We start from the raw sequence: 23,349 nt of genomic DNA on the forward strand, positions 1-23,349 counted from the left end.
GTATCAGGCTTCACTGGCGACCCATCCCTTCACGACTTGTGCGACACGTTTTGAATCGGCTTTGACTGCCTCGCGAGCCACGCGCATGCGCTCTTCGTAGGCGTCTGGCAGAGCGATCGGGGTCTTCTTGTCCTGACCGATCTGCGCGGTGTCTTCTTCCAGGCGGGGCATCAGGTCGTCGTCTTCGTCGACCATCCGCAGGTCAGCACTCTGTGGAGTGCCATCCTTGCCATCCTTGCCTTGCTTGTCCTTGACCGCGGTCACGCCAGTGAGTTGACGCAGGGTGGGGCGCACCACACCGAACAGCAGCGCCAGCACCACCACCGCACCGACCAGCAGGCGCAGACCGTTCTGCACGCGCGGGTCTTCCCACCACTTCGGGCCTTCCTCGCCCGCCACCGCTTCGCGCACGAACGGGGCATTCATCACCGACACCGTGTCGCCACGTGCCGCATCGAAGCCCACTGCCTGCTTGACCAGGCCTTCGATGCGGGTGAGCTCGGCAGCGGTGAGCGGCTGCTCCACCATCTTGCCCTTGGCACCGGGACGCGGCACGTTGTCCAGCAGCACCGCCACCGACACCCGCTTGATGCGGCCGGCCGGCTGGCGGGTGTGTTGCAAGGTTCGGTCCAATTCGTAGTTGCGGGTGGCGCTCTTGGAACTTTCGGTCGGCGCGGCGGGTGCGGCGGCCTGGCCGTTGGCCGCCGCTGGGGTCCCGGGGGCGCCTGCGACGGCCGGTGCAGGCGGCTGGCCCGGGCTGTTGCTGGTGGCGCCCGGAGGACCCTGCGGGCCGGTAGCGCTGGTGCTGGTGTCGCTGACCTGCTCGCTGCGCAGCTTGGCCGGCTCGCCGTTGTAGAGCTCGCGGGCTTCTTCCACCACCGAGAAGTCCATGTCCACGCTGACTTCCGGGTTGACCCGGCCCGGGCCGGTCATCGGCTCGAGCAGCTCGCGGATGCGCTGGTTGTAGGAGCTTTCCTGGCGGCGCACCTGTTCGAACTGGGCGGCGTGCTGGGCAGCGTCGCTGTTGGGGTCGGCGATGGAGAGCATGCGCCCGCTCTGGTCGACCACGGTGACGCGCTCGGGGGTCATGTCCGGGATGCTGGAGGCCACCAGATTGACGATGGCATCGACCTGGTTGCGCTCCAGGCCCTGGCCGCCGCGCAGTTCCAGCACCACCGAGGCGCTGGCCACATCGCGCTGGCGGGTGAAGGCGCTGGGCTTGGGAATGGCCAGGTGTACACGCGCCTCGCGCACCGGGCGCAGGGTGCCGATGGTGCGCGAGAGTTCGGTTTCCAGCGCATGCTGGTAACGGGCGTTTTCCACGAACTGGCTGACGCCGAAGCCTGGGTCCTTTTCCATCAGCTCGAAGCCGCCGCCGGTTTCCTTGCCGGTCAGGCCGGAGCCGGCCAGCTTCAGGCGCGCGTCGTACAGGCGGTCCTGCGGCACCGAGATCGCGCCGGTGCCCTGGTCGATCTTGAACGGGATCTGCGCGGTGCGCAGCAGGTCGGCGGCTTCCGCGTTGCCCTTCTCATCCAGGCCGGTGTACAGCGCCTGGTAGCCGGGCTTCTGCGACCAGAAGAACACCGCCAGACCGGCCGCGACCGCCAGGGCGATCATCGCCATCATGGTCAGCTTGCGGGTGATCTGCAGGCTACGGACACGGTCGAACCATTGCCCCGCCTTCTCGACGTTCTGGTTCATGTTTTCTTTGCTGATCGCGAGAGCCATGTGTCGTCAACCTTTACAGCGGCATGTTCATGACGTCCTGGTAAGCCTGGACGAGACGGTTGCGGACTTCCACGGTGGCGCGGAAGGCCACCTGGGACTGCTGGGAGGCGACCATGACCCGTGCCAGATCGGCACTGGGGTCGCCCATTTCGAATGCTTTGGACAGCGCGCCGGCCTTCTGCTGCGCCTCGTTGACGCCGCCGATGGCGCCGCGCAGGGTCTCGCTGAAGCTCGGTGCCTGGGTGGCCGGTGTTCCCTGTGCGCCGGCCAACCCCTGGGTCTGATTGCCACGCGCCGCATCGCCCACCGCGCCCATGGGGCCTTGGCCCATCTGCGTCTGATAGCTGCGGATCTGCGAAAGAATCGAGGTAACGGAGTCGCTCATGGGTGCGGTCAGCCAGGGAGGCATCCACACCAATGCAAGCGGCGTGCCGAAATCGCGCCGGGATTCCGGCGCGGGCATGTTCCTGCCGCGGCTGCGGCGCAGCGTGATTGCCCCCATCCGCCCTTCGGGCACCTTCCCCCGCAAGCGGGAGAAGGGAGCCGCCGGATGGTCAGTTGCACGGCAACCGACAGATCACACGCAGCCCGGCTTTCCTTCTCCCGCTTGCGGGAGAAGGTGGCGCGCAGCGCCGGATGAGGGCAGCACCATCAATGGCGACGCGGCTCAGACGGGGCGATGCGCGGCGCTGGAGTGTAACCACACGCCCCCCATCCGCCCTTCGGGCACCTTCCCCCGCAAGCGGGAGAAGGGACCGGTAGACGACCAGTCGCAGTGCAACCAACAGATCACACCCAGCCCGGCTTTCCTTCTCCCGCTTGCGGGAGAAGGTGGCGCGCAGCGCCGGATGAGGGCAGCACCATCAATGGCAACGCGGCTCAGACGGGGCGATGCGCGGCGCTGGAGTGTAAACACACGCCCCCATCCGCCCTTCGGGCACCTTCCCCCGCAAGCGGGAGAAGGGACCGGTAGACGACCAGTCGCAGTGCAACCAACAGATCACACCCAGCCCGGCTTTCCTTCTCCCGCTTGCGGGAGAAGGTGGCGCGCAGCGCCGGATGAGGGAGACTGCAAACGGGAAAACACCCAAGCAGCGCGCTCGGGCGCTAGTCCGGCAACCACGCGGCTCGCCAGGTGTCCAGATTGCTGCCGCTCAGCATCCAGTCGCGCCGCACCACCTCGCGCAGGGCCGCTCCCTTGGCCCGCGTCGAAACCGGATCGGCCAGATGCTCGCGGATGGCGCCAACCCAGTCGCGGTAGCGGTTCTTCACCAGCGTCACCGGCAGGCTGCCCTGGTAGCAGCGCACGTCGCTGGCGATCACCGGATAACCGCAGGCGCCGTACTCCAGCAGGCGCAGATTGCTCTTGCATTCGTTGAACAGGTTCTGCTCCACCGGCGCCAGCGCCAGATCCAGGTCCAGCGCCGCCAATGCGGCCGGGTAGTGATCGATCTGCACACCCGGCTGGAACTGGTGGATGTGCTGGCGCAGCGCGAACGGGTACATCCCCATGAACACCCATTCCACCTCGCCGGCGAGCTCCTTCACCACGTCGGCAATCAGCTCCAGATCGCCGGTGTGGCTGGCGCCGCCAGCCCAGCCGACGCGCGGCTTGCCGCCGTAGCGCACCTGCCGCTCCGGCAGCGCCCCCCACCAATGGGGCGGCAGGCGGTTTTCCGCCACGCGAACATCGCTGTGCAGCCCCGCAAACGCCTCGGCCAGGGCAGGGGTGGAGACCACGAAGCGGTCCACCATGCCGAGCCCGCGCCGCACCGTTTTCAGGATGTCCTTGGGCATCTGCGCGCGGTGCGCGTTCTTCAGCGGCAGATTGGGCAGGTAATCGTCCAGCTCGTAGACCTTGAAGGCGCGCGACAGCGCCTTCATTCGCCGCATCGCTTCCAGCCGAGCCTCGCCGACCTGGCGCTGCAGGATCACCACGTCAGGATCCTGACGCGCCAATTCGGCGATCTCCAGGTAGCCATTGAATAGCACACCCTCGGCCAGCCCGGCCTCGCGCAGGGCGCGCAGCGGCTGGATCACCCGGTAATGCCCGCAGCCTTCGATATCGGCCGGCAGCGCCAATACGCGCGGCAGCGGCCGCCACAATTGCAACGGCCGCCAACTGGCGCGCGGGTCGGCCAGCTGGAAGCCGGCGCCGGGGTCCAGCGAGAAGCCCGGGTTGTAGGCCGGGTCGTTGGCCATCACCGGTAGCCAGCGCGCGTACATCGCCTCTTCCTCGAGGGCGGTGGCGGGTAGTGCGTCGGGCGGGTCGATCAACAGCTGCGCGCGCGCGGCGTAGACATTGAGATAGCCGGCCTGCTGCAGGCGCAGACACAGGTCGACGTCGCTCCATTGCGCCAATGCCGGTTCCTGCGCAAAGCCGCCGGCGTCCAGGAACAGCTGGCGCGGCAGCATCAGGCATTCGCCACTGAGCGCGCTGTAGTTCTGGTCCAGTTGCAGGCGCTGCAGATAGCCCGATTCGTCGAATGCCGCACCTTCGAACGCGCGCGCCACCGGTGCCCCCAGGCCCAGCAGCAGCCCGGCGTGATGCACGGTGCCATCGCCTCGCAGCAGCTTGCCGGCGACTGCGCCGACCTCTGGCCGCAGCGCATGGTTGAGCAACTGATCGAGCCAATCGGCTTTCATCACCGCGGCACCGTCAGACAGCCATAGCAGCACGTCCCCACGCGCGTGTTCGGCGGCCGCATTGCAGACCGCCTCGCGCGCTGGTTCGCCGGCAAAGCGCAGCACGCGGATCTGCTGCATGCCCAGCGCCTCGATGCCGGCAAGCCAGTCGCGCAGCTCCGGTTGGCTGCTGGCGCAGTCCAGCAGCAACACCTCGTAATGCGGATAGGCCGTGTTGGCCAGGACGCTTTCCAGGCAACGCTGCACCTGTGGCAGGCGGCCGTCGATCAGCACCAGAATGCTCACCAAGGGCTGCTGCGCGTGCCGGTAGTCCACTGCATGCCGGCCGGGACCGGCGCTGTGCACGCGCCCGTCCATATACCCGCGCGCGGCGAGGTGACGGGCAATGGCCTGCTGTTCGTCTTCGTCGTCATGCCGCGTGGTGGCCGATGCCACCAGCAAGGGTTCGGCGATGTGCTGGATGCAGGCCAGGCCGTAACGCTCGACCAGCCCAAGCTGGTAATCCAGTTCGAAGGCGTCGCTCGTTTCGGTTGCAAGGCCGCCATCGGCCACTAATGTCTGGTGCCGGAACAGCCAATGCCGCGACATCGTCGACGGTGAACTGAGCAACATGTCGAGATACAGCGCCGGCCGCATCGCCAGCCCCAGCTGACCGCCGTCCAGCGCGACCACTTCATCGGCGTAGATGGCCTGACACGTGTCCGGCAGCGCGAGCATCTCCAGCGCCAGCATCAGCAGGCCACTGGCGGTGAACAGGCTGCCGGCCTGGACCAGCAGCACCCAGTCGGTGGACTGTTGCGTGGCGATGGTCCGATTGAGTGCGGGCACCAACCCGTCCGGACCGATCAGCACACCGCGCTCGCCATGCTCGGCGGCCTGCTGCGGCGAGCTGCTGATCACCCAGGTCTGCTGGTTCCGATAACACGCCACCGCCGCCAGGCTGGCCCGGGTTGCGGCCACCGCCGCCGCATCGCCGTCGCTGTCGACCACCATCACTGCGATCCGCGGGCCGCCCGCATGCGCCTGCAAACGCGCATCGATCAAGGCGCGCTGCACGGTGCTGGGATGACGCACCCCCAACCAGGTGGCCGGCGACACGCGCTCGGCCATTCCTGCGCTCTGCATCAAGGCGTTGACCAGATCCACCGACTTGAACACCCGCGCCTTGTGCGGGCTGAGCGGGGCGACACGCACCTGGCGGTTGTCGCCGCCCTCGCGTCGCCAGCCGAGTTGGCGGATGCCCTGGCGCAGGTCGTCGTGGCCTTGATCGCCGATACCCGGCTGATCGCGGCCGGCCTGACTGAACTGCGCGCTGGACACGCGGAACTGCGTGAGCGGGCTGGACAGCAGGGCCAGGTTGCCGTGACGCAGCAGCTTGACGTAGATCGCCAGGTCGCCAACCCAATGGATGGCCTTGCCGTTCAACATCATCAGCTCGCCACCCATCGCCACCAGGTCGTCGCGCCGTGCAAGCACGCAACTCGGCTCGCCGATGAAGTTGATGGCATGGTCGGCCAGGAACGACACCAGCTCCGGCCCATCGATCAGCACATCCTCTGCAAACGGGAAGCTGGTGGCCAGGATGTCCGGCAATGGGGCGCCGTCGTCGTCGATCCGCAGCCGGCGCGAGGACGCCAGCGCGGTGCCAGGGTTGCGCTCCATTGCGCCGACCAGCTGCGTGACGCAGTCCGGCTGCAGCACGTCGTCGTCGTGCAGCAACTTGACGTACTCGCCCTGCGCCAGGCCGATCCCCTTGACCGTGCTGCCGAGTTCGCCGAGGCGGGGGGTATTGCGGTGGTAGCGGATCGGAAATGGGGCGTCAGCCAGCCTCGACGCCAGCACGGCCTCGATGGCGCCATCGGCGTTGTCGTCGCAGATCACCAGCTCCAGCGCTGTGTAAGTCTGCGCCAGCACGCTGTCCAGCGCCTGCGCAAAGTGCCGGGGCTTGTAGGTCGGCATGACGATGCTGACGAGGGCGTTGGACGTCATCGGCGATCGATTGTCTTGAACAGTCAAAGGTGCATCCACGGCGCAGCAGCGGGGGGAGGGAAGAGGGCCTCACAGTGCACCGGAAGACGGCGAACCTGGGCGCGCTCAGCCTAGCCGAAGATGCAACAAGCGTGCCGTGGTGCGTAAAGTGGGACGAGCCGGTTGGGGCGTGCCGCCGCACCCGGGACTGCGAGGGAGGTCGCAGCTAGGCGGAGTCCTTGCGGTACACCACCTCGATCCAGTCGGTGCGCAGGCTCCTGGGGTTCTTGGACAGCTTGGCGATGTCCCATAGCGAAAAGCTAGCTGCCTGCATCAAGTTGACCACGTCGACGAAGCTGGTGCTCTTGCCGTAGAAGTCGTACAGCCCGATTTCGATCACTGCGCAGTCAGTGTGCTGCAGGATCGCTTTCGCGCCTTCCAGTACCTGACGCTCGAAGCCCTGCACATCGATCTTGAGGATATGCACATGGGAAATCCCCAGTTCCGCGCACGCGTTGTCTAGGGTGGTCTTGCTGACTGCAATCTGCTCGTTCGACGCCTGGCGCGCATACCCAAGAGAATCGTTGGAATCCGCATTGATCGGCAGCAATCCACCCAGGTGCGAGATGCCTTGCCGGTAGTACGGACTGATCTCTTCCTTCTCGCCCAGCGCCAAGCACACGGCTTTGCTGCCGAACTGCGCGGCTACTTCTTCCAGCGCGGCGAAATTCTGCGGATCCGGCTCGAACGAATAAAGCTGGCAGTCCGGATAGATCGATTTGAAATACCGGATCGACTCGCCGCGATGCGCGCCAACATCCAGCACGACCGGCGCATCCGTCATCAGCAACTGGTCGAAGAACCGACGAGGCGAGTACGCCTGAGCATGTTCCTCGTTTCTGAGATCGGATGCGCCACAGATTGGCGAGTGCATACCGGGCTGTGCGTTGGCTGTCTTGTCCTGCTTCATGGGGCGTTCTGCTCACCATGCTGTAGTGCACGCAGCGCCGCTTCCACCCGAGCCACATCCGCTGGCGTATCGACTGCAATCGATTGGTTGCTCATCTGCACCATGCGCACTTCGAAGCCCAGTTCCAGAAAGCGCAGGATCTCGATGTCCTCGATCTCTTCCAACGTGGTCTTGCAAGACACCGAAGCGAACGCCTGCAATGCCTGCCTGGGAAATGCATACGCGCACACCTGACGCCATGCGCGCCGGAACTCGCCTTGCTTGGTGATCGGGATCGCCGCGCGCGACATGTACAGCAGACGCCCATCCGGGCGAACCACCACCTTGGGCACGCTCGGATTACGAAACTCGTCGATGTTGGCGACAGGGCAGTAACCGTTGATGACATCATTCGGTGAAGCTGCCGCAGCGTCGATCAGCAGACGCACGTCCTGCGGATTGAATAGCGGATCGTCACCTTGCACATTGATATAGGTGTCCACATCGAGCTGCTGCGCGACCTCGGCAACACGATCGGTGCCCGTCAGGCAGTCGCTGGAGGTCATCAAGGTGCGGATGCCGGCCTGCTCGCAGGTACGTTGAATCACATCGCAATCGGTAGCGACGAGAATGCGCTCGGCTGGCGCCGCCTTGGCGCATTGCTGATAGGTACGCACGACCATGGGCACGCCGCCCAACTCGATCAGCGGTTTTCCGGGCAGGCGCGAAGAGTCGCGCCGCGCGGGGATGATGATGGCGTAAGTCATGGAAGCCTCCTGGCAACCGATGGCGTTGAGTGGCGAGGGCGGCTCAGCCGACTCTGCCTTGCCAGAAATCAGTGGAGTTGAGCTCCAGCTGGCTGACTGCCTCGGCAGCCTCAAGTACTGCATCGGTGTCGGTGAATAGACGGTTCCACGAGTCCATCGAGAAGCCGTAGCTGTTGTCGCGAGCCACATTGAACAACGATACAAGCTTCAACGACGTCCAGCTCATATGCGGCTCCAGTGCCAGCAGACGAGACTTTGCAAAACGGTAGCTATCGACTAGCGTCTCGGCCGGGAATCCAAGCTGGCATGCGTAGTTCTTCCACAATGACGACTCGAAGGCGTATTGGCTGAGTTCTTGAAAATGCCGATCGGGCGCAAGTTCGTTCATGGGAGAAAATTCGTCGTCCGCATGATTTGCCGGTCGCGGATCTTCTGGCATCGACCATAGTGCCAGCATGTCCTGCGTCCTACCAAGCATGGCTTTCTCGGTGAAAAGGAACGGAATGTTGCGAAACCCTGCTCCCAAAGAAATTGCGATCTTTCCTTGATTGCGTTTCCCTCTAAAGTGGACATTGATGGCGTCGTGCGTTGAGCCAGTCAGCACGTTGTCGCTACGGCAACGCACCGCAAACTCGATGCCTTGCTCGGCCAGATGCTCCACTCCCAGGCGTGCGGAGCGCAGCACCGCGTTGCGGTAGTGCAGGCCCAGGTTGTCCGGCTGAGGCACCAAGATCAGCTTGTCCAGCCAGGGCCTGCAGCGGTCCAGCAGTGCACTTGGTTGGTGGTCCCAGGTCACCATGCACTGGTAAGCCCAGGGGAAACGCAGGCGATTCCAGGCCAGCACCAAGGGCGTAAAATCGAACGCGAGCCCCTGCACGAAAATGCCGGTGTCCGCCTTGGTCAGTTGGCGCGACAATTGCAGCTGGGGTAACAAACGCGAGAAATCCTGCAATTCCTGCAGCAGTGCAATGCTGCCCTGGTCGTATTCGACGGCACGCACCGTGCGGAAAGGGCCATGTGCCCTTGCAATCTGGTTCATCACCTCTGCCGCGTGATTGGAGAAGATGACGATCAGCACATCATCGGCTGATTCGTCCTCCAGCGCCGAAGGTGATTTGACCGGCAGGCCATGGACAGTCGTGCCCTGATTCTCTGGCCGTGGGCAGATGGTGTACTGCAAGTTCAATTGCCGAGCGATGGCTGGATAGAAATCGCGGAAAAACTGTCCCGCGCCCCAGCCGATCAACTTGGTGTTGCGCGGATTCAGTCCTGGATATTTGATGCTGGCTCGCTCGATCGAGCCGATTGCTAACGCCATGACAGGGCTTCCTTGTGTGCTCTACTAGTCTTACTGTGTCATTGAATTCGGAGATGCGGTTGCTTTTTTCGTCGAGCAGCTTCGCGCCGATTGCGATGGCAATTATCCAGCGCAAGGCCGCGATCGAGTCGGCGATATGGCGCTGGGCGGCTATCAGAAACCCATAAGCCGCGATACAGAGCGTGGAGTGATAGTGAGGGCTCGCCAACCACGCCCCTCGTCGTGGTCCAGCGCAACTCCTGCTTCAACTTTTGGTAATCGCGTGCGATCCGCCTGCGGGACTTGACCGTCTTCACCAAACTCTTGCACCACCTGTCTGCGGGAAGATTGGACAAGAAGTGGGAAGAAGAATTTTGCAGCCGTCAGTCATTACTTTATCTCTCCAAGCCGTGAATTTCCCTGGGCTTACTCCGCCCAGGGTGGTGGTGCGGCACCGGCGACGGGCGATGCATACAAAACGAGGTCGTAGTAGTGGCCGGGAGAGTGCTGGCGTAGGCGGAAGTGATAGCCATCGACCAATTTGTCCAGTTGTCCCACGATATCCAGTAGATCCTGGGCATAGTGATATACACAGATAGCCATACGGGGGCGCTGGGTACGGATGAGGTGAGATGCGCCTTCTAGTGCCCTGGCTTCAAACCCTTCGATGTCCAACTTCAGTAGCGTCAGCTTTTCCAACTCGTCGTCCAGGCGTGTAGTAGCCACGGAGATTCCGCCATCCGGCGATACATGGCTGGAAACGGTGCCGGTCTCCTCGAAGCGCAGCGTCGTGTGTTCGTTGGAGATCGCTTTTTTTATGGCCCTGAAATTGTGCGGGGGAAGTGGGAGGGCGCTTGCGACGCCCTCCAATTTCTGGAAGTTGATATTGTCGGGTTCGAAGGCGGTGATACTTTCGTAGCGATAGCGGGATGCTTCTAGAAACTTGTGGACGATGGGGCCCTGAAAGGCACCGCCATCGCAGAAATGTTCACGCTGGCCCAGCTGGAACGTGCTGCTATCGGCGTATGTTGAAAAGTACTCGTTGATCGGCGTAGCCCAGCAGTCCAACAGGAGGCTGGAATCATAGGTCAGGCGGAACAGCAGGTTGCTGTAGAGCGTAAAAACGCTGAAATCGTCGTCCAGTCGATCCGCAAAGCGCAGAAATTCTTCCAGGCGCGCAAGTGTGCGCTGACGGTATACCCGTGCAGGCTCGTATACGGCGGGCAGCCCACAGTGAGCAACGGCCAGGCAGGCATCTACCCTTTCAATGCCTGCTTGCTCGCACAGCTTGCGGGCCAGGCCGGATTCTCCCGGGCCGTAAGAAAAATCGATGGCCAATGCCTGGGAATGCTGGGCCGCTTGTTCGATGAACTGGTGCGAACTCCAACGCGGTACCCCATGAATGGTATCGCTGTCGCTTGGCTGGTCATCGACGGCGGCAATTACATGGCTGGAGCGCTGGACGATCTTTGGGCCATAAATGTCTCCAATGCCCGAGCGCGGTTGGAGCAAAAAGAGGGGGCGCTGCTCGAAATGCGGGATCAGCGGATCCAAGCAAGGCGCAACGCTTAGTTGCTCGATGCCCGCATTGGTGCAGAGGTCATTTGCAAACGCCCGTCCGCGCGGACTGCAAGAGAAATCGATAGCGATCGCATCAGCATACTGCCCCGCCTTGGCAAGAAACTCCTGACTGCTCCAGCGCGGCGCGCCATGAATGCGGTCCAGGTGGATGCTCTGGTCATCAATTGCGGCAACAACATGATGCAGGTCGGCAACGACCCTGGGACCGTGCACCATGCCTGCATAGGACTCGGGAGCGACGAGGAAGACAGGGCGGTTGGCAATCGCGGGTAGGCGCGCAATGACATCCTCGAGTACAGGGCGCTCCTGCTCCGCAATACGGAGAATCTGTTGGCGAAGCTGCTCATTTCTTGAGTTCATGAACGTCATCTCTCGTAGGTATGAATGGGGGCGTCGTAGCGGGCGTCGAAATAGGTCTTGGCCGGCACGTCCTCGCGGTAGATACGCGGCCAGCCAAGTTCGCAGCTTCGTCCCACCTTGACGCCCCCACTCACGATGGCGCCGGTGCGCAGGATGCTGTTGCCGCCGATCTCGACGCCCGTGCCGATTTGCACACCGTTCTCTATCCAGCATGACGATTTGACGCGGCATGCCGGCCCGAGGTGTGCGCTGGCGTGGATGACGGTGTTGTAGTCGATCCTGCACCCGTGCCCGACGACAGCATTGGCACCCACGAATGCGTTGAGCCCGATGACCGTGTCAGAGGCGATGGCTGCACTGGAGTGGATGAAGGGCTCCAGCTTGAAGCCACGTTCCATCGCTGCCTGCATCAGTTCTAGGCGCTTGAAGTTGCCGAAGCGTTCGTCGAAAGCCACGAACATGGCGCCGTCGGTCGGATTCAGCACATCCAGCACGGCCAGATCGAATTCGTGTCCCGCGTCTTGCGGCACGTCGATTCTGATGACTGCCTCGTCCTGACGCGCCTGCTTCCAGGCGTGAAAGGCCAGGTCGAGGTACTCGCTGCTGCCGATGATCCACCTAGATTTCATGTTCGGTCTCCATCAGCATCGTGTACCAGCGTTCGACCAGGCGATTCATGGATTCATAGGCTCCCTGGGTAGGCAGCGGCGCGTCTGTGTGCAATGCGGACTGCACTCGTTCCATGATGTCGACGTCTTCGCCCACCACCACCTTGCTGCCGTGCATCTGTGCCAGTAGCACCTGGCTGGAAGAACCGTAAGGCTGTTTCCTGCGCGCGCTAAACCAATAGATTTCCAGGTCGGTCCGGTCCGGTGCGACGGGGATGTGGTGTTCCAGCGTGAAAGAATAGCCCCCATTGGAACTGGCGATGTGCATGTTCGGGAAGGCAAGCCAGTTAAAGTAGGCGTCCTGCTTGTCCCAGCGTTCCACTTTATCGTGCCAGCCGAAATGCTGAAGCTTAGGGATGGGTGCTTCCGGGCCGCCGAAACTGAAGCGGCGCATTTCGCGCCTCAGGGCTGTGGGCGATGTGTCCTGCAACGCATCCATGGACTCCTTGGCTTGTTCCTCGTTTACCTGGGGAGTGAAGTTGACGCTTTTGGCCAGGGTCTTGGGGTGGACAAAGCGTGGGTGGTTGGCGTCCCGCAGATTCTCGTAGGCCAGCTTCCAGTTGTACCGGCCATGCCATGTGGTCACCATAACCTCGGTGTCATAGGCGTTGGAACTACTTTCCAGCAAGGCGATGAAGTCTGCCGAAAACTGCTCCTCGATTGGCATCGGGTCGGGGTCGAGGTTGACGAACAGCAGGTTTCCCACCTCACGCAAGGCGAACTCCCGCAATTTCAAACCGCGTCTTTCTTCTTCATCGAAGCCATAGACAGCCGCGCACTCAGGGATGTTCTCAACCCGGCCATCAGCGTCGTACTTCCAGGCATGGTAAGGGCAGACCAGCGGGCGCTTTCCCACCGCTGCGGTCTGCAGCAGCGCGCTGCGGTGCAGGCAGACGTTCTCGAACGCGCGCAGGCGGCCCTGGAAGTTCTGGATCAGCACCGGAATGCCGGCGAGCCTGCGAGTGATGAAGCAGTTGTTGTCGGGCAGCAGCGTCTTCAGGCCGGCAAACAGCCAGACCTTGCGGAATATCTTGCGCTGTTCGCGGGCGAAGATGTCCGTCGACAGGTAGTAGCTGGGGTGCATTCGCGATCGCATCGGCGCGGCTTCCTCAGGAATCCTTGTGGTAGATGATCCGGGCCGGGTTGCCGAACACGCTGGCGCCGGCCGGCACGTCCTTGACCACGACCGCACCGGCGCCGACGACGGCGCTGTCGCCGATGTGGATGCCGGGCAGGATGGTGGCGTGCGGGTGCACGATGGCGCGCTCACCGATCCGTGCGCCGCCGCCGACGAAGGTCATTGCCCCGATTTGCGCATAATCCCCGACACGGACATCGTGCCCAAGCATGGTGTTGGCTTGCACGTTGACGAAGTCGCCTAGCGATACGTCGGGGCTGAGCTGCACGCGGTGGCACAGGAAGCAGCCAGTGCCGATATGTACGCGCGGGCTCACGAACGCGCCGGTGAGAATGCTGATGAACTGCGCGCCTTGCGCCAGCAGTGGCTGCGCATAGCGCTGGCGCGAATGCGGATCGCCGATCGCGCAGACGAAGCGTTCTTCATCCTGCGGCTGGTACGCGAGCGGGCTGCCGACGATGGTCAGATCGCAGCCCAGACCGTCCAGCATCTGCGGGCGCGTGTCGAGAAAGCCCATCGGACGCCACTGCGTTCCGCACGCCGGATCGCCCTGCATCTGCGCCAGGACCTCGCGCCCCCATCCGCCAGCGCCGATGATCAATACGGGATGGGTCATAGGATCGAGCCGCCGTCCATGACCAGACTGGTTCCGGTGACCCAGCGGCTGGCGTCGGCCAGCAGGTAGATCGCGGCATTGGCTACGTCCTGCGGCTCGCCCAGGCCCAGCGGATGCCGCGCCTTCTGCGCCTCAAGCTGGTCGGCGCCCCACATCGGTGTGGCCACGGCCGACGGGGAAATACCGTTGACCCTGATCCTGCGCTTTGCCTGTTCCAGCGCCAGGCACTTGATGATGCCGATGAGGCCGGCTTTCATCGCCGAATACGGCCCTACGCCGCGTGTGCCGAGGTGCGCGGCAGTGGATAGCATGAACACGATCGAGCCCTGCGGGGCGATGGCATTTGCCTGCAGCAGGCGCTGCGTCAGCATCACCGGAGCGAGAAAATTGACCGTGTACATCTCGGTCATCGCCGCCTCGCTCAGCTGCCGGATCGGGCAGTGCTTCTGCATGCCCGCGCAGTGCACCACGCCATGTACCGTCATACCCGCCGCGGCAGCCAATGCCTCGCGATCGGCGGCGCTGGTCAGGTCGCCGAGCACGCCAACGTGGCCCGTGCCCTGCAGCTGCGCCTGGGTCTGGGCGAGGCGGTCTCTGTCGCGGCCGGCGAGAACCATCTGAGCACCTCGCTGCGCGCAGGCGATAGCGATCTGCCGGCCTAGCCCCGACGACGCTCCCGTCACCAGGATTGTCTTGCCGCCGAGCGAAAACGCCGTGCGTGCTGGCGTGTTCATGCGTAGATGTCCATCGGCACGGTCAGGCCGCCGTCCACGACGAAATAGTTACGCGTGATCCAGCGGCTCGCATCGGCCAGCAGGAACGTGGCGGCGTAGGCGACGTCCTCCGGCTCGCCCATGCCAAGTGGCGTCAGTTCGAACAGCCCTTCCATGTTGCCGCCGCTGCCCTGCAGGCCATCTAGCAGTGGCGTGCGCACGTAACCCGGGGCGATACAGTTGGCGCGGATGCCGTTTTTGGCAACTTCCTGCGCCAGCGATCTCACCATGCCGAGCAGGGCACTCTTGCTTGCCGCGTACGCGCTGCTCGCCATCGGTCCGATGTGCGAGGCAACCGAAGCGATGAACACCAGCGAGCCATTCGCGGCGATGCGCTTCTTCGCCAGCAGGCCACGGGTCAGCAGCATCGGTGCGAATGTGTTGCTGGAGAAGATCTCGTTCAAATGGGCTCGATTGACCAGGCGCAGCGGAACCAGCCGGGAGATCCCGGCCGCGTGCGCCATCCCGTTCAAGACGCCGACGTCGGCGACCAGGCGATCGATGTCCTCCTGCTGGTCAAGGTCTGCCGCTATTGCCACGTGCCCATCGCCCGGCAACACCTCCAAGGTCGAGGCTAGTCGCGCGCGGTCGCGCCCGCTGATCACCAGCTGGGCACCAAGCTCGGCACAGGAAATGGCGATCTGGCGGCCAATACCCGAGGAGGCGCCGGTGACGAGGATGCGTTTGCCGGCAAGCGAGAAAGGGTCGGCGGCAATACTCACGATTCGATCAGATCCGGAAAAACGGCCCCTTCGATGTCGAGCAGGCAGCTGCCCCACGACAGCCCGATGCCGAAGCCGCACAGCAGCACGCGCTTGCGGCCGGCTTCCAGTTCCTTGTTGATGCGGGCGGTCATGGTCACCGGTAACGAGGCGCCGCTGGAGTTGCCGAAGTCGCGCAGTGTCGAAGGCACCTTTTCCACCGGCAGGCCGAGCTTTTTGCGAATGGTCTCGTTGATCATGCGGTTGGCCTGGTGAAACACGAAGTAATCGATGTCTTCCTTGGCCACGCCGGTGTACTCAAGCAGTTTCTGCACGGCAGGTGGAATGCGCTGGGTAGAGAAGCTCAGCACTGCCACGCCGTCCAAGATCAGGTCCACGCCACGCTTCCAGGCACCATCCGCCTCGTCGCGATACGGCACCAAGTGCTGGATGCCGACCGGTTCGCGGTGGCCGCCTACCGGTAGGATGATCGCCCTATAGCCGCTCCCGTCGCTGTTGAGATCGAAATACATTGGTGCTGCGTTCTGGTCGAACTCCAGCGCCGTGGCGGTGCCAGAGTCGGAGAAGATCGGGTCTTCCAGATTGGCGCTGCGGTCACCGACCAGCAGCAGGCCTTTCTTGACGCCGCCGGCGGCGATCATCGAGCCAAGCAGGTTGATGCCGAACGGGTAGGCCGAGCAGCCCAGGTTGACGTCGAACGCCACTGTGGCATGCGATAGCCCCAGTCGGTCCTGCAGGATGATCGCGGTAGCCGGGATCGGGTAATCCGGCGATTGTGTCACCACGATCAATGCATCGATCTCCTCACGCTTCCACTGCAGACGCTCCAGCAGCACTTCGGTCGCATCGAAGGCCAGGTCGGAAAAGCACTGCCAATCCGAGGCCATGCGGCGCGTCTCGATGCCGATGTTGCGCACCAGGCGCTCGCGTTCGGAGCGGATCTGCGGCCGGCAGTCGGTGAGATTGGACACCACCCGCTTCGGCACGCAGGTCGCCATGCCGGCAAAGCGGACGTTGTGCAGCGTGGAGGTCGGCATGTTACGCCTCGGTCAGTCTGTAGAGATCGCCCACGGTAACGGCGGCGGTCAGGTCGTCGCCGGTGATGGTCTTGCCGTACTCCATGTCGAACATGACGATCACACCCAACGCGGCCAGCGAATCCCACTCCGGCAATTCCAGCAGCACGGTGTCCAGCGTGACATCAACCGGCTCCTGGAAGTCGGTGGCGGAGAGGAAGTTCTCGATAAATGTTGCCTGGGTCATGCGAGCTCGCCTGGTTGCCTGTTGAAGAGATGGGAGTCTGAAATGCAGGTGCAGCGTGTTGCGATCATGTTGCGTGTGCGCCGGCGATCAGATCGGCAATGGTATCGACCTGGTCGCGGGGCAGGCCAGGAAAGATCGGCAGGCACAATACCTGTGCGGCCACCGAGCGCGCGACCGGCAGCCATGCCGGCGCCGAGGAGGGCAGGGCGCGATACATCGGGAAGTCGCTGATCAACGGATAGAAGTATCGCCGCACCAGGATGCCGTGCTCGCGCATCACTTGGTACAGCGCATCGCGTGACAGCGGGTAGTCGTCCTGCACCAGGATCGGAAAGTACGCGTAGTTGGCATTGGCGTGATCGGGCCGCGCCACGCAGCGCACGCCGCGAACATCGCTCAGGCGCTGCCGATACTGCGCATCGATGGCGCTGCGCTGGGCGATGGCGTGATCGATGTGCTTGAGCTGCAGCAGGCCGAAGGCTGCGCTGATCTCGTTCATCTTGCCGTTGATGCCCGGCGCCACCACCGTAGTCTCATCGACGAAGCCGAAATTCTTCAGATGCCCGATGCGCTGATAGGTTCTTTCGTCCGGGCAGACGATGGCGCCACCTTCGAAGGTGTTGAACACTTTGGTGGCATGGAAGCTCAACACGCTCAGGTCGCCGTGGCGCAGGATCGAGCCACCCTCATCGCGCACGCCGAAGGCATGCGCCGCGTCATAGATCACCTTGAGGTTGTAGATGTCGGCGATGCGCGTGATCGCAGCGGTATCGCAGGCGGTGCCGTAGCAGTGCACCGGCATGATGGCGGTGGTCTGCGGGGTGATGGCCGCCTCGATCTTGGACGGATCCATGTTGAGCGTCACCGGGTCGATATCCACAAACACCGGCGTGATGCTTTTCCACAGCAGCGAATGCGCAGTGGCCACGAACGAGTAGGGCGTGGTGATGACCTCCCCGGTGATGCGCAGCGCCTGCAGCGCTGTGATCAACGCGGTGGTGCCGTTGGTGAGCAAGGCCAGGTGCGGCACGCCAAGGTACTCGCACAACGCGCGTTCGAACGCGTGATGCATGTCACCGCCATTGCTGAGAATGCGGCTGGACCAGATCTGCTCCAGATAGGGCAGAAATTCTTCCAGCGGCGGCAGCAGCGGACTGGTGACAGGGATGGGCATCAATGCCTCGGCAGGTGCTGGTGAATGTCGGGATTCCGCCGCAGCCGACGGCTGCGGACGGGGCAATCCTGCTGAAGCAAGCGCTATGCCAGCGAGCCGGGCGGTGAGGCCGGCCCGCTCAGTTCGCCAGCTCGGTCTGCTCGCGATCGATGCCGTACTTGCGCAGCTTTTCCACCAGCGTGGTGCGGCGCAGGCCGAGCAGCTGCGCTGCATGCGCCACCACGCCCTGGGTGCGTTCCAGCGCCTCGTTGATCAGCGCCAGCTCGATGTTGGCCATGTGGCCCCGCAGGTCGATGCCATCGTCGGGCAGGCTGGAGCTGGTCGCCGGCTCGGCATCGGCTGACGTGGATGGCAGGGTCACCACGTTGCCCGGCAGCGCGATGTCTTCGACGGGGGCGGCAACCAGCGCCGGTTCGGGCGCAAGCTCGACCGGCACGGCCGCGGCAAAATCACCGCGGTAGCGCGCCGGCAGGTCCTGCACGCGTACCAGTCCGCCCGGATGCAGCACCGCCAGGCGCTCCACCAGGTTGGTCAGCTCGCGCACGTTGCCCGGCCAGTCGTAGCTGCGCAGCGCCTGCAGGGCTTCCTCGGCAAAGCGCACTTCGCCACGGCCGGTACGCGCCAGCTGCCCGGCAATCGTCTGCACCAGCATGGCCAGATCGTCCACGCGCTCGCGCAGCGCCGGCATCTCGATCGGGAACACGTTGAGACGGTAAAACAGGTCCTCACGGAACTGGCCGTCGCTGATGCGCGCTTCCAGGTTGCGGTGGGTGGCAGCGATCACGCGCACGTTGCAGCGGATGGTCTGGCCACCGCCCACGCGCTCGAAGCTGCGCTCCTGCAGGACGCGCAGCAACTTGACCTGCATTGGCAGGCTCATGTCGCCGATCTCGTCCAGCAGCAGGGTGCCGCCTTCGGCCATCTCGAAACGGCCCTTGCGTGCACTCAGGGCGCCGGTGAAGGCGCCTTTCTCGTGGCCGAAGAGTTCGCTTTCCAGCAGGTCCGGCGGGATCGCGCCGCAATTGATGGCGACAAACGGCCCATCACGGCGCGGCGAGTGCTGGTGGATGGCACGTGCCACCACTTCCTTGCCGGTACCGGATTCGCCCAGCACCAGCACGGTGGTGTCGAACGCGGCCACCTGGTCGATCAGCCGGCGCAGGCGGGTCACCGCCTCGCTGTTGCCGGTCGGCCCGGTGTCCTGTTGCACGCCGGCCTGATGCTCGGCATCCAGGCGCTTGAGGCTTGCGCGGCGCAGCAGGGCTTCCAGCTGCGCGTGACGCAACGGGGTATCCAGCGCCCAGACATTGGCCTCGTGCAGGCCGTGGGTCTGCGCGAACGTGACCGGGCTGCCTTCCATCAGCAGCACCGGCGGCGGCAGCTTGGCATCGGCCAGCCAATCGAAGAACTTGTCGGCCTGCGCCGCATCCTGCGCCGACCCCACCATCACCGCCATCCATTCGTCGTGGCGGTGGCGGCCGGGGTTGATGTCGGCGCCGTCGGTGACCCAGCGGGGATTGAAGTCCATGAATTCGAGCAGCGAGACGGTGCGCTCGGCGCGCACGGCGTCACTATCGATCAGCAGAATGCGGGACTCACTCATTCCTGGCTCCTTCCGTCAGGCCCTCCAGGATTGGCATGACTTCCTGGATATAGGACAGCTTGCTGACAAAATTGTCAGCACCCGCGCGAAGAGCGTGTTCACGATGCTCGGCATCGTCGAAGTGGCTCGCGATGACAATATACGGCGGATCGTCCTGCGTCTTGATCAGCCGCGTGGCCTGCAGCCCGCCCATCTCGGGCATCGCCAGGTCCATCAGCACGACGTTGGGGCGCAGCGACTCAGAGCGCTCGATCGCTTCCAGCCCATTGGCGGCACTGCCCACGATGTTGAGCCACTCCACTTTGCGAAAATGACGCATCGCAGCGTTGATGAAGCCCTCGTGGTCGTCGACCAGCAGCACGGTGAGTTTGCTCATAGTAATCCTTATCCTGCCCGGGCAAGCAGCGGTTTGTTGGTGCGGCGGCGCTCACGTGCCGGGGCGATGTCGAGTTGTTCGCGGTACTTGGCCACGGTGCGGCGCGCAATGTTAACGCCTTGCCGCGACAGCAGACCGGCAATGGCTTCGTCGGCCAGCGGCCGGCCGGCCGGCTCGCTTTCGATCAAGCGGCGCACCATTGCCTTGACCGCCTGACCGGAGACGCTGGCGCCTTCCAGGCGCACGGCGAAGAAGTGTTTGAGTTCGAAGGTCCCACGCGGCGTCTGCAGGTACTTGCCGGTGGTGATGCGCGAAATGGTCGATTCGTGCATGCCGATCTCGTCGGCGATTTCCTTCAGTGTGAGTGGCGCCATCGCTTCCTCGCCACGCGCCAGGAACGCGGCCTGGCGCTCGACGATGGCGCGCGTGGCGCGCAGCAGGGTTTCGTAGCGCATCGACAGCCCGCGGGTCAGCCAGCGCGCTTCCTGCAGCATGTCGCGCAGCGGCTGCCCGGCATCACCGGCGTCGGCCAGCGCGCGTTCGTGCACCGGATTGATGCTGACGCGATGGGTGGTGGCCGGATTGAGTGCCACGCGCCAGCTGCCGTCGGCATGCCAGGCGAGCACGTCCGGGATCACGCTGGTATTGCTTTCCTGCAGGAGGTCGTCGCCCGGGCGCGGTTGCAGCGACAGGATCAACCGCACCGCCTCGCGCGCGTCGTCCACTTCGGCATCGTGTGCGCGCGCCAGCACCGCGTAGTCGTGGCTCGCCAGCAGGTCCAGGTCGCCAGCCAGGATGCGCGCGGCCAGATGCCGTGCCGGGACGCGGCCGGGCAGGGCGGTCAACTGCGCCTGCAGGCATTCGCGCAGGTCGCAGGCCCCTAGGCCGGCGGGGTCGCCGTGCAGCAGGCGCTGGCGGACTGCTTCGACCGCCTCGACCGTCATCCCCAGACGGGTGGCGCCCAGCTGTTGCAGCGTCGCCAGCGCTTCGGTCAGATACCCGGCGTCGTCGGTCTGCTCCAGCCAGAACGCGGCGGCCCCCAATGCCGCTTCGTCCAGGTCCAGCGCCAGTTCGCGCAGGATGCGCACATGCGGGTCGGTGGACTCGCCGGCCGCCACGCGCTGCATGCGGTCATCGTCGCCATCGTTCCAACTGCTGCTCTGCACGTCCCACATCGTGCTTTCCGGCAGCTCGTCGAACGCGGCGATATCGCTGGCGCCATCGTCGTTGGTGGTGGCCTCATCCCCGTGATCGGCCAACTCTTCCAACTCCAGCAACGGATTGGTTTCCAGGGCGCGCCGAATTTCCAGTTCCAACTGCATGCCGTCCAATTGCAACAGACGGATCGACTGCAGCAACTGCGGGGTGAGGTGCAGGTGCTGGCCAAGCTGGGCGGAAATGGTCGTCTTCATGGAAGCGCTTCCGATGGGCGCTGCACGCAGCAGCGATGGAACGCATCTTGCAGGAGAACGCGACGGGTTTCTAATCAGGGAGTCAGGTGAGGTGACTCGTGATTTTCCTGACAGCCTGTCAGGAATCCCCTGACGTTTTCGGCGAGCTCGAGCGTGCCTGACGGAATTCCGTCACTGTTTTGGGCCGAAGTGGCCCAGATGCCCCTTTCACCATCCTGACAGCCGGGCAAACAGCCTGCGGGAGTAGCTCAGACCAGCTCGTTATGGTGCTTGGCCGCCAGCAGCACCAGGTCGTTCGCACGCCGGCAGCCCAGCGACTCCATCATGCGCGCGCGATGGGTTTCCACCGTCTTGACGCTGATACCGAGGTCGGCGGCAATTTCCTTGTTGCTCTGTCCGCGGCCGATCTCGCGCAGGATCTCGCGCTGGCGCGGCGACAGGGCAGCGATGCCGACCGGTTTTTCGCGGCCCAGCATGGGCGCGATCATCTTCGAGGAAATCTGCGGGCTCAGAAATACCTGGCCGGCGGCGGCGGCACGCAGTGCCAGCTCCAGCTCGAGCGGTGCGGCGTCCTTGACCACGAAACCCACGGCGCCGCGATCGAGCGCGTCGCGCACGTGCACCGGGTCGTCATGCATGGACATCATCACCACATGCGTGCGCGGGGCGGCGCGCAGCACATCGGTCATGGCATCCAGGCCGCTGCGGCCGGGCAGGGACAGGTCCATCAGCACCAGATCCGGGCGATGCAGGGATGTCATATCCAGGGCTTGTTGCGCGTTGCTCGCCTCGCCGACGACATCGATGCCGGCGAAGGTTTGCAGCAGCCTGGACAGGCCTGCACGGACAAGGGTGTGATCGTCGACGATGATGACTCGCACGGCGCAGAAGGGACCTTTTTCGGTATTAGGGCACCTTAGCTGACCCGGCGCCTGACGCCAACCATCGGGATCAGCGCTGGCGGCGGGCGTCGGCGATCTGACGGCGATGCAAGCGAAACAAATGACGTTCCAGCGCGTCCTGCAGACCCGGCGACAGGGGCGCGAACCGCAGCCACAGCCACTGATCGTGACCATCGCTGGCGCTGGCCAGGACCTCGGCGGGAAGCTGTACCAGTTCAGGAAGCCAATCGGAGGGCTGCAGGCAAACGCTGCCGAAGGTGCCCGGAGGATGCGGGGTTGCGCAATTCAGGCGGATGCCGCGCACCGACCAGTGCACCAGATTCTGGATCAGGCCGCTGTCGCCCTGGCGCACCAGGCGGCCGATCAGCGCCAGCATCAGATCCAATTTGGCGTCCATGCGCTGCACCAGCAGCGGCAGGTCGCCGCGGTCTTCGCTGGTCTCTTCGCTGCGCAGGTCTTCCACCTGGCCGAGGCTACGCAGCAGGGTCTCCGCGGCGCTGTGTGCGCCCGGATCGCCACCGGCACGGAAGCCGGCCGGCAGGCGCAGTTCGCAGCTGAGCGTGTCGGCAAACAGCTCGGCCTCGGCCGCTGGCGCGAGTGTGCCGAGCGCGGACATCAGATCCGGCCGACCCGTGCGTAGGCGCGGCTAGCCGAGGACGAGGTGCGCTGTGCGCGGATCAGGTCCAGCAACTTGCGCTGACGCTCGCGCATCATCCGCATCAGGTCCTGGTGCATCGTCAGCAGCGTCTGCAGGGCCGCGCGATCCTGATCAACGTCCACGTGTTGCGCGTACTGGCGCAGGTGCAGGTCGTGCGCATCCAGCATCGGCGGCATGACTTCGAAGTCCTCGTTCGCCATGGCGATCCGGATGTCGGCCATTTCGGCCTGAAGGCTTTGCACGCTATGCATGGCGGGACTCACGAAACGGCGGAAAGGCCGCGTTGTTCGAGGGGAATGGAGTTCCACGCAGAATCGATTTCGCTGAGCAGATCCAGCGCTTCGGTCAACGCGGTGTCGTCGTTGTGCAGATTGGCTGCGGTCAGACGTTGCATGACGTAGTCGTACAGGGCCGACAGGTTACCAGCGATCTCGCCGCCGGCTTCGTGATCGAGCGAACCGTTCAAGTGACCGACGATCGCGCAGGCTTCGCCAATGGCCTTGCCCTTGCGCGCCTGGTCGCCCTGCGCCAGGCAGGCCTGGGCCAGACGGATGCGCTGGCAGGCACCGGCAAACAGCAGCGACACCAGCTTGTGCGGGTCGGCTTCGGTCACGCTGGTGGACACGCCGACCTTGCGGTATTGCTCGGCGTACTGACGATTGGAACCGTACATGGATGACTCCTCAATGGGCTGACCTTCGCGGGTCCCGGAGCGCTGCGCTCCTGCGACGACGCTCCTGCCGGAAGG

Annotated in this window: 22 protein-coding genes and 1 pseudogene; all 23 read right to left on the reverse strand. The window is 64.1% G+C overall.

From position 1 onward, the window contains the following. Positions 1-3: 3 nt before the first annotated feature. The 23 genes and pseudogenes from fliF to fliS all read right to left on the reverse strand — a co-directional run bounded on the left by fliF (position 4) and on the right by fliS (position 23,274). Positions 4-1,728, reverse strand: a complete 1,725-nt coding sequence (gene fliF, locus ACCQ10_RS10170; RefSeq protein ID WP_372362989.1) for a flagellar basal-body MS-ring/collar protein FliF — start codon at positions 1,726-1,728, stop codon at positions 4-6. 13 nt (positions 1,729-1,741) lie between these two features. Beyond that, positions 1,742-2,113 carry a flagellar hook-basal body complex protein FliE gene (gene fliE / locus ACCQ10_RS10175; protein ID WP_372362990.1) on the reverse strand — a complete coding sequence of 124 codons (372 nt, stop codon included), beginning with the start codon at positions 2,111-2,113 and terminating at the stop codon, positions 1,742-1,744. A 722-nt stretch (positions 2,114-2,835) separates the two neighbouring features. Continuing rightward, complete coding sequence (locus ACCQ10_RS10180) at positions 2,836-6,333, reverse strand: glycosyltransferase (protein WP_372363096.1); 3,498 nt, start codon at positions 6,331-6,333, stop codon at positions 2,836-2,838. 235 nt (positions 6,334-6,568) lie between these two features. Further along, complete coding sequence (locus ACCQ10_RS10185; protein WP_372362991.1) at positions 6,569-7,312, reverse strand: FkbM family methyltransferase; 744 nt, start codon at positions 7,310-7,312, stop codon at positions 6,569-6,571. Further along, complete coding sequence (locus tag ACCQ10_RS10190; protein WP_372362992.1) at positions 7,309-8,181, reverse strand: 3-deoxy-manno-octulosonate cytidylyltransferase; 873 nt, start codon at positions 8,179-8,181, stop codon at positions 7,309-7,311. Before ACCQ10_RS10190 ends, ACCQ10_RS10185 begins: the two co-directional genes overlap by 4 nt. After that, positions 8,102-9,376 (reverse strand): hypothetical protein, encoded by a 1,275-nt coding sequence (locus ACCQ10_RS10195; RefSeq protein WP_372362993.1) that lies wholly within the window; start codon positions 9,374-9,376, stop codon positions 8,102-8,104. The genes ACCQ10_RS10190 and ACCQ10_RS10195 overlap by 80 nt, the downstream gene beginning before the upstream one ends. Before the next feature lie 127 nt (positions 9,377-9,503). Next, positions 9,504-9,723 (reverse strand): annotated as a pseudogene (locus ACCQ10_RS10200) (IS701 family transposase); the annotation flags it as partial. Between the two features lie 58 nt (positions 9,724-9,781). Beyond that, entirely contained in the window at positions 9,782-11,305 is a 1,524-nt protein-coding gene (locus ACCQ10_RS10205) for an FkbM family methyltransferase (protein ID WP_372362994.1), read from the reverse strand. Continuing rightward, positions 11,302-11,925 (reverse strand): LbetaH domain-containing protein, encoded by a 624-nt coding sequence (locus ACCQ10_RS10210; RefSeq protein ID WP_372362995.1) that lies wholly within the window; start codon positions 11,923-11,925, stop codon positions 11,302-11,304. Before ACCQ10_RS10210 ends, ACCQ10_RS10205 begins: the two co-directional genes overlap by 4 nt. Beyond that, a complete protein-coding gene (locus ACCQ10_RS10215) occupies positions 11,915-13,060 on the reverse strand; it encodes an aromatic ring-hydroxylating oxygenase subunit alpha (protein WP_372362996.1) in 1,146 nt (381 codons plus the stop codon). Before ACCQ10_RS10215 ends, ACCQ10_RS10210 begins: the two co-directional genes overlap by 11 nt. Positions 13,061-13,073: 13 nt before the next feature. Continuing rightward, the gene (locus ACCQ10_RS10220) at positions 13,074-13,718 is read right to left on the reverse strand and encodes an acetyltransferase (RefSeq protein ID WP_372362997.1); all 645 of its coding nucleotides are present in this window, start codon (positions 13,716-13,718) and stop codon (positions 13,074-13,076) included. Next, positions 13,715-14,452, reverse strand: a complete 738-nt coding sequence (locus ACCQ10_RS10225) for an SDR family NAD(P)-dependent oxidoreductase (protein WP_104645692.1) — start codon at positions 14,450-14,452, stop codon at positions 13,715-13,717. Before ACCQ10_RS10225 ends, ACCQ10_RS10220 begins: the two co-directional genes overlap by 4 nt. Beyond that, a complete protein-coding gene (locus tag ACCQ10_RS10230; RefSeq protein ID WP_372362998.1) occupies positions 14,449-15,213 on the reverse strand; it encodes an SDR family NAD(P)-dependent oxidoreductase in 765 nt (254 codons plus the stop codon). The genes ACCQ10_RS10225 and ACCQ10_RS10230 overlap by 4 nt, the downstream gene beginning before the upstream one ends. After that, positions 15,210-16,250 (reverse strand): ketoacyl-ACP synthase III, encoded by a 1,041-nt coding sequence (locus ACCQ10_RS10235; RefSeq protein ID WP_372362999.1) that lies wholly within the window; start codon positions 16,248-16,250, stop codon positions 15,210-15,212. The genes ACCQ10_RS10230 and ACCQ10_RS10235 overlap by 4 nt, the downstream gene beginning before the upstream one ends. Before the next feature lies 1 nt (position 16,251). Next, positions 16,252-16,476, reverse strand: coding sequence for an acyl carrier protein (locus ACCQ10_RS10240; RefSeq protein ID WP_115510986.1), 225 nt, complete (start codon positions 16,474-16,476; stop codon positions 16,252-16,254). Positions 16,477-16,540: 64 nt separating this feature from the next. Continuing rightward, positions 16,541-17,650 (reverse strand): DegT/DnrJ/EryC1/StrS family aminotransferase, encoded by a 1,110-nt coding sequence (locus tag ACCQ10_RS10245; RefSeq protein ID WP_372363000.1) that lies wholly within the window; start codon positions 17,648-17,650, stop codon positions 16,541-16,543. Between the two features lie 118 nt (positions 17,651-17,768). Further along, positions 17,769-19,253: a sigma-54 dependent transcriptional regulator gene (locus ACCQ10_RS10250; protein WP_372363001.1), complete on the reverse strand. Its 1,485-nt coding sequence runs from the start codon at positions 19,251-19,253 to the stop codon at positions 17,769-17,771. Continuing rightward, complete coding sequence (locus tag ACCQ10_RS10255) at positions 19,246-19,629, reverse strand: response regulator (RefSeq protein WP_005997154.1); 384 nt, start codon at positions 19,627-19,629, stop codon at positions 19,246-19,248. Before ACCQ10_RS10255 ends, ACCQ10_RS10250 begins: the two co-directional genes overlap by 8 nt. An 8-nt stretch (positions 19,630-19,637) precedes the next feature. After that, a complete protein-coding gene (gene rpoN / locus ACCQ10_RS10260) occupies positions 19,638-21,041 on the reverse strand; it encodes an RNA polymerase factor sigma-54 (protein ID WP_228891254.1) in 1,404 nt (467 codons plus the stop codon). Between the two features lie 248 nt (positions 21,042-21,289). Further along, complete coding sequence (locus tag ACCQ10_RS10265; protein WP_003482986.1) at positions 21,290-21,922, reverse strand: response regulator transcription factor; 633 nt, start codon at positions 21,920-21,922, stop codon at positions 21,290-21,292. 70 nt (positions 21,923-21,992) lie between these two features. Next, positions 21,993-22,559, reverse strand: a complete 567-nt coding sequence (locus ACCQ10_RS10270; protein ID WP_372363002.1) for a PilZ domain-containing protein — start codon at positions 22,557-22,559, stop codon at positions 21,993-21,995. Then, positions 22,559-22,852 (reverse strand): hypothetical protein, encoded by a 294-nt coding sequence (locus ACCQ10_RS10275; protein WP_184557619.1) that lies wholly within the window; start codon positions 22,850-22,852, stop codon positions 22,559-22,561. The genes ACCQ10_RS10270 and ACCQ10_RS10275 overlap by 1 nt, the downstream gene beginning before the upstream one ends. 8 nt (positions 22,853-22,860) lie before the next feature. Then, entirely contained in the window at positions 22,861-23,274 is a 414-nt protein-coding gene (gene fliS / locus ACCQ10_RS10280; RefSeq protein ID WP_047696154.1) for a flagellar export chaperone FliS, read from the reverse strand. Positions 23,275-23,349 lie beyond the last annotated feature (75 nt).

The sequence above is a fragment of the Xanthomonas sp. NCPPB 1325 genome, assembly GCF_041477645.2.
Lineage (GTDB): Bacteria > Pseudomonadota > Gammaproteobacteria > Xanthomonadales > Xanthomonadaceae > Xanthomonas > Xanthomonas cannabis.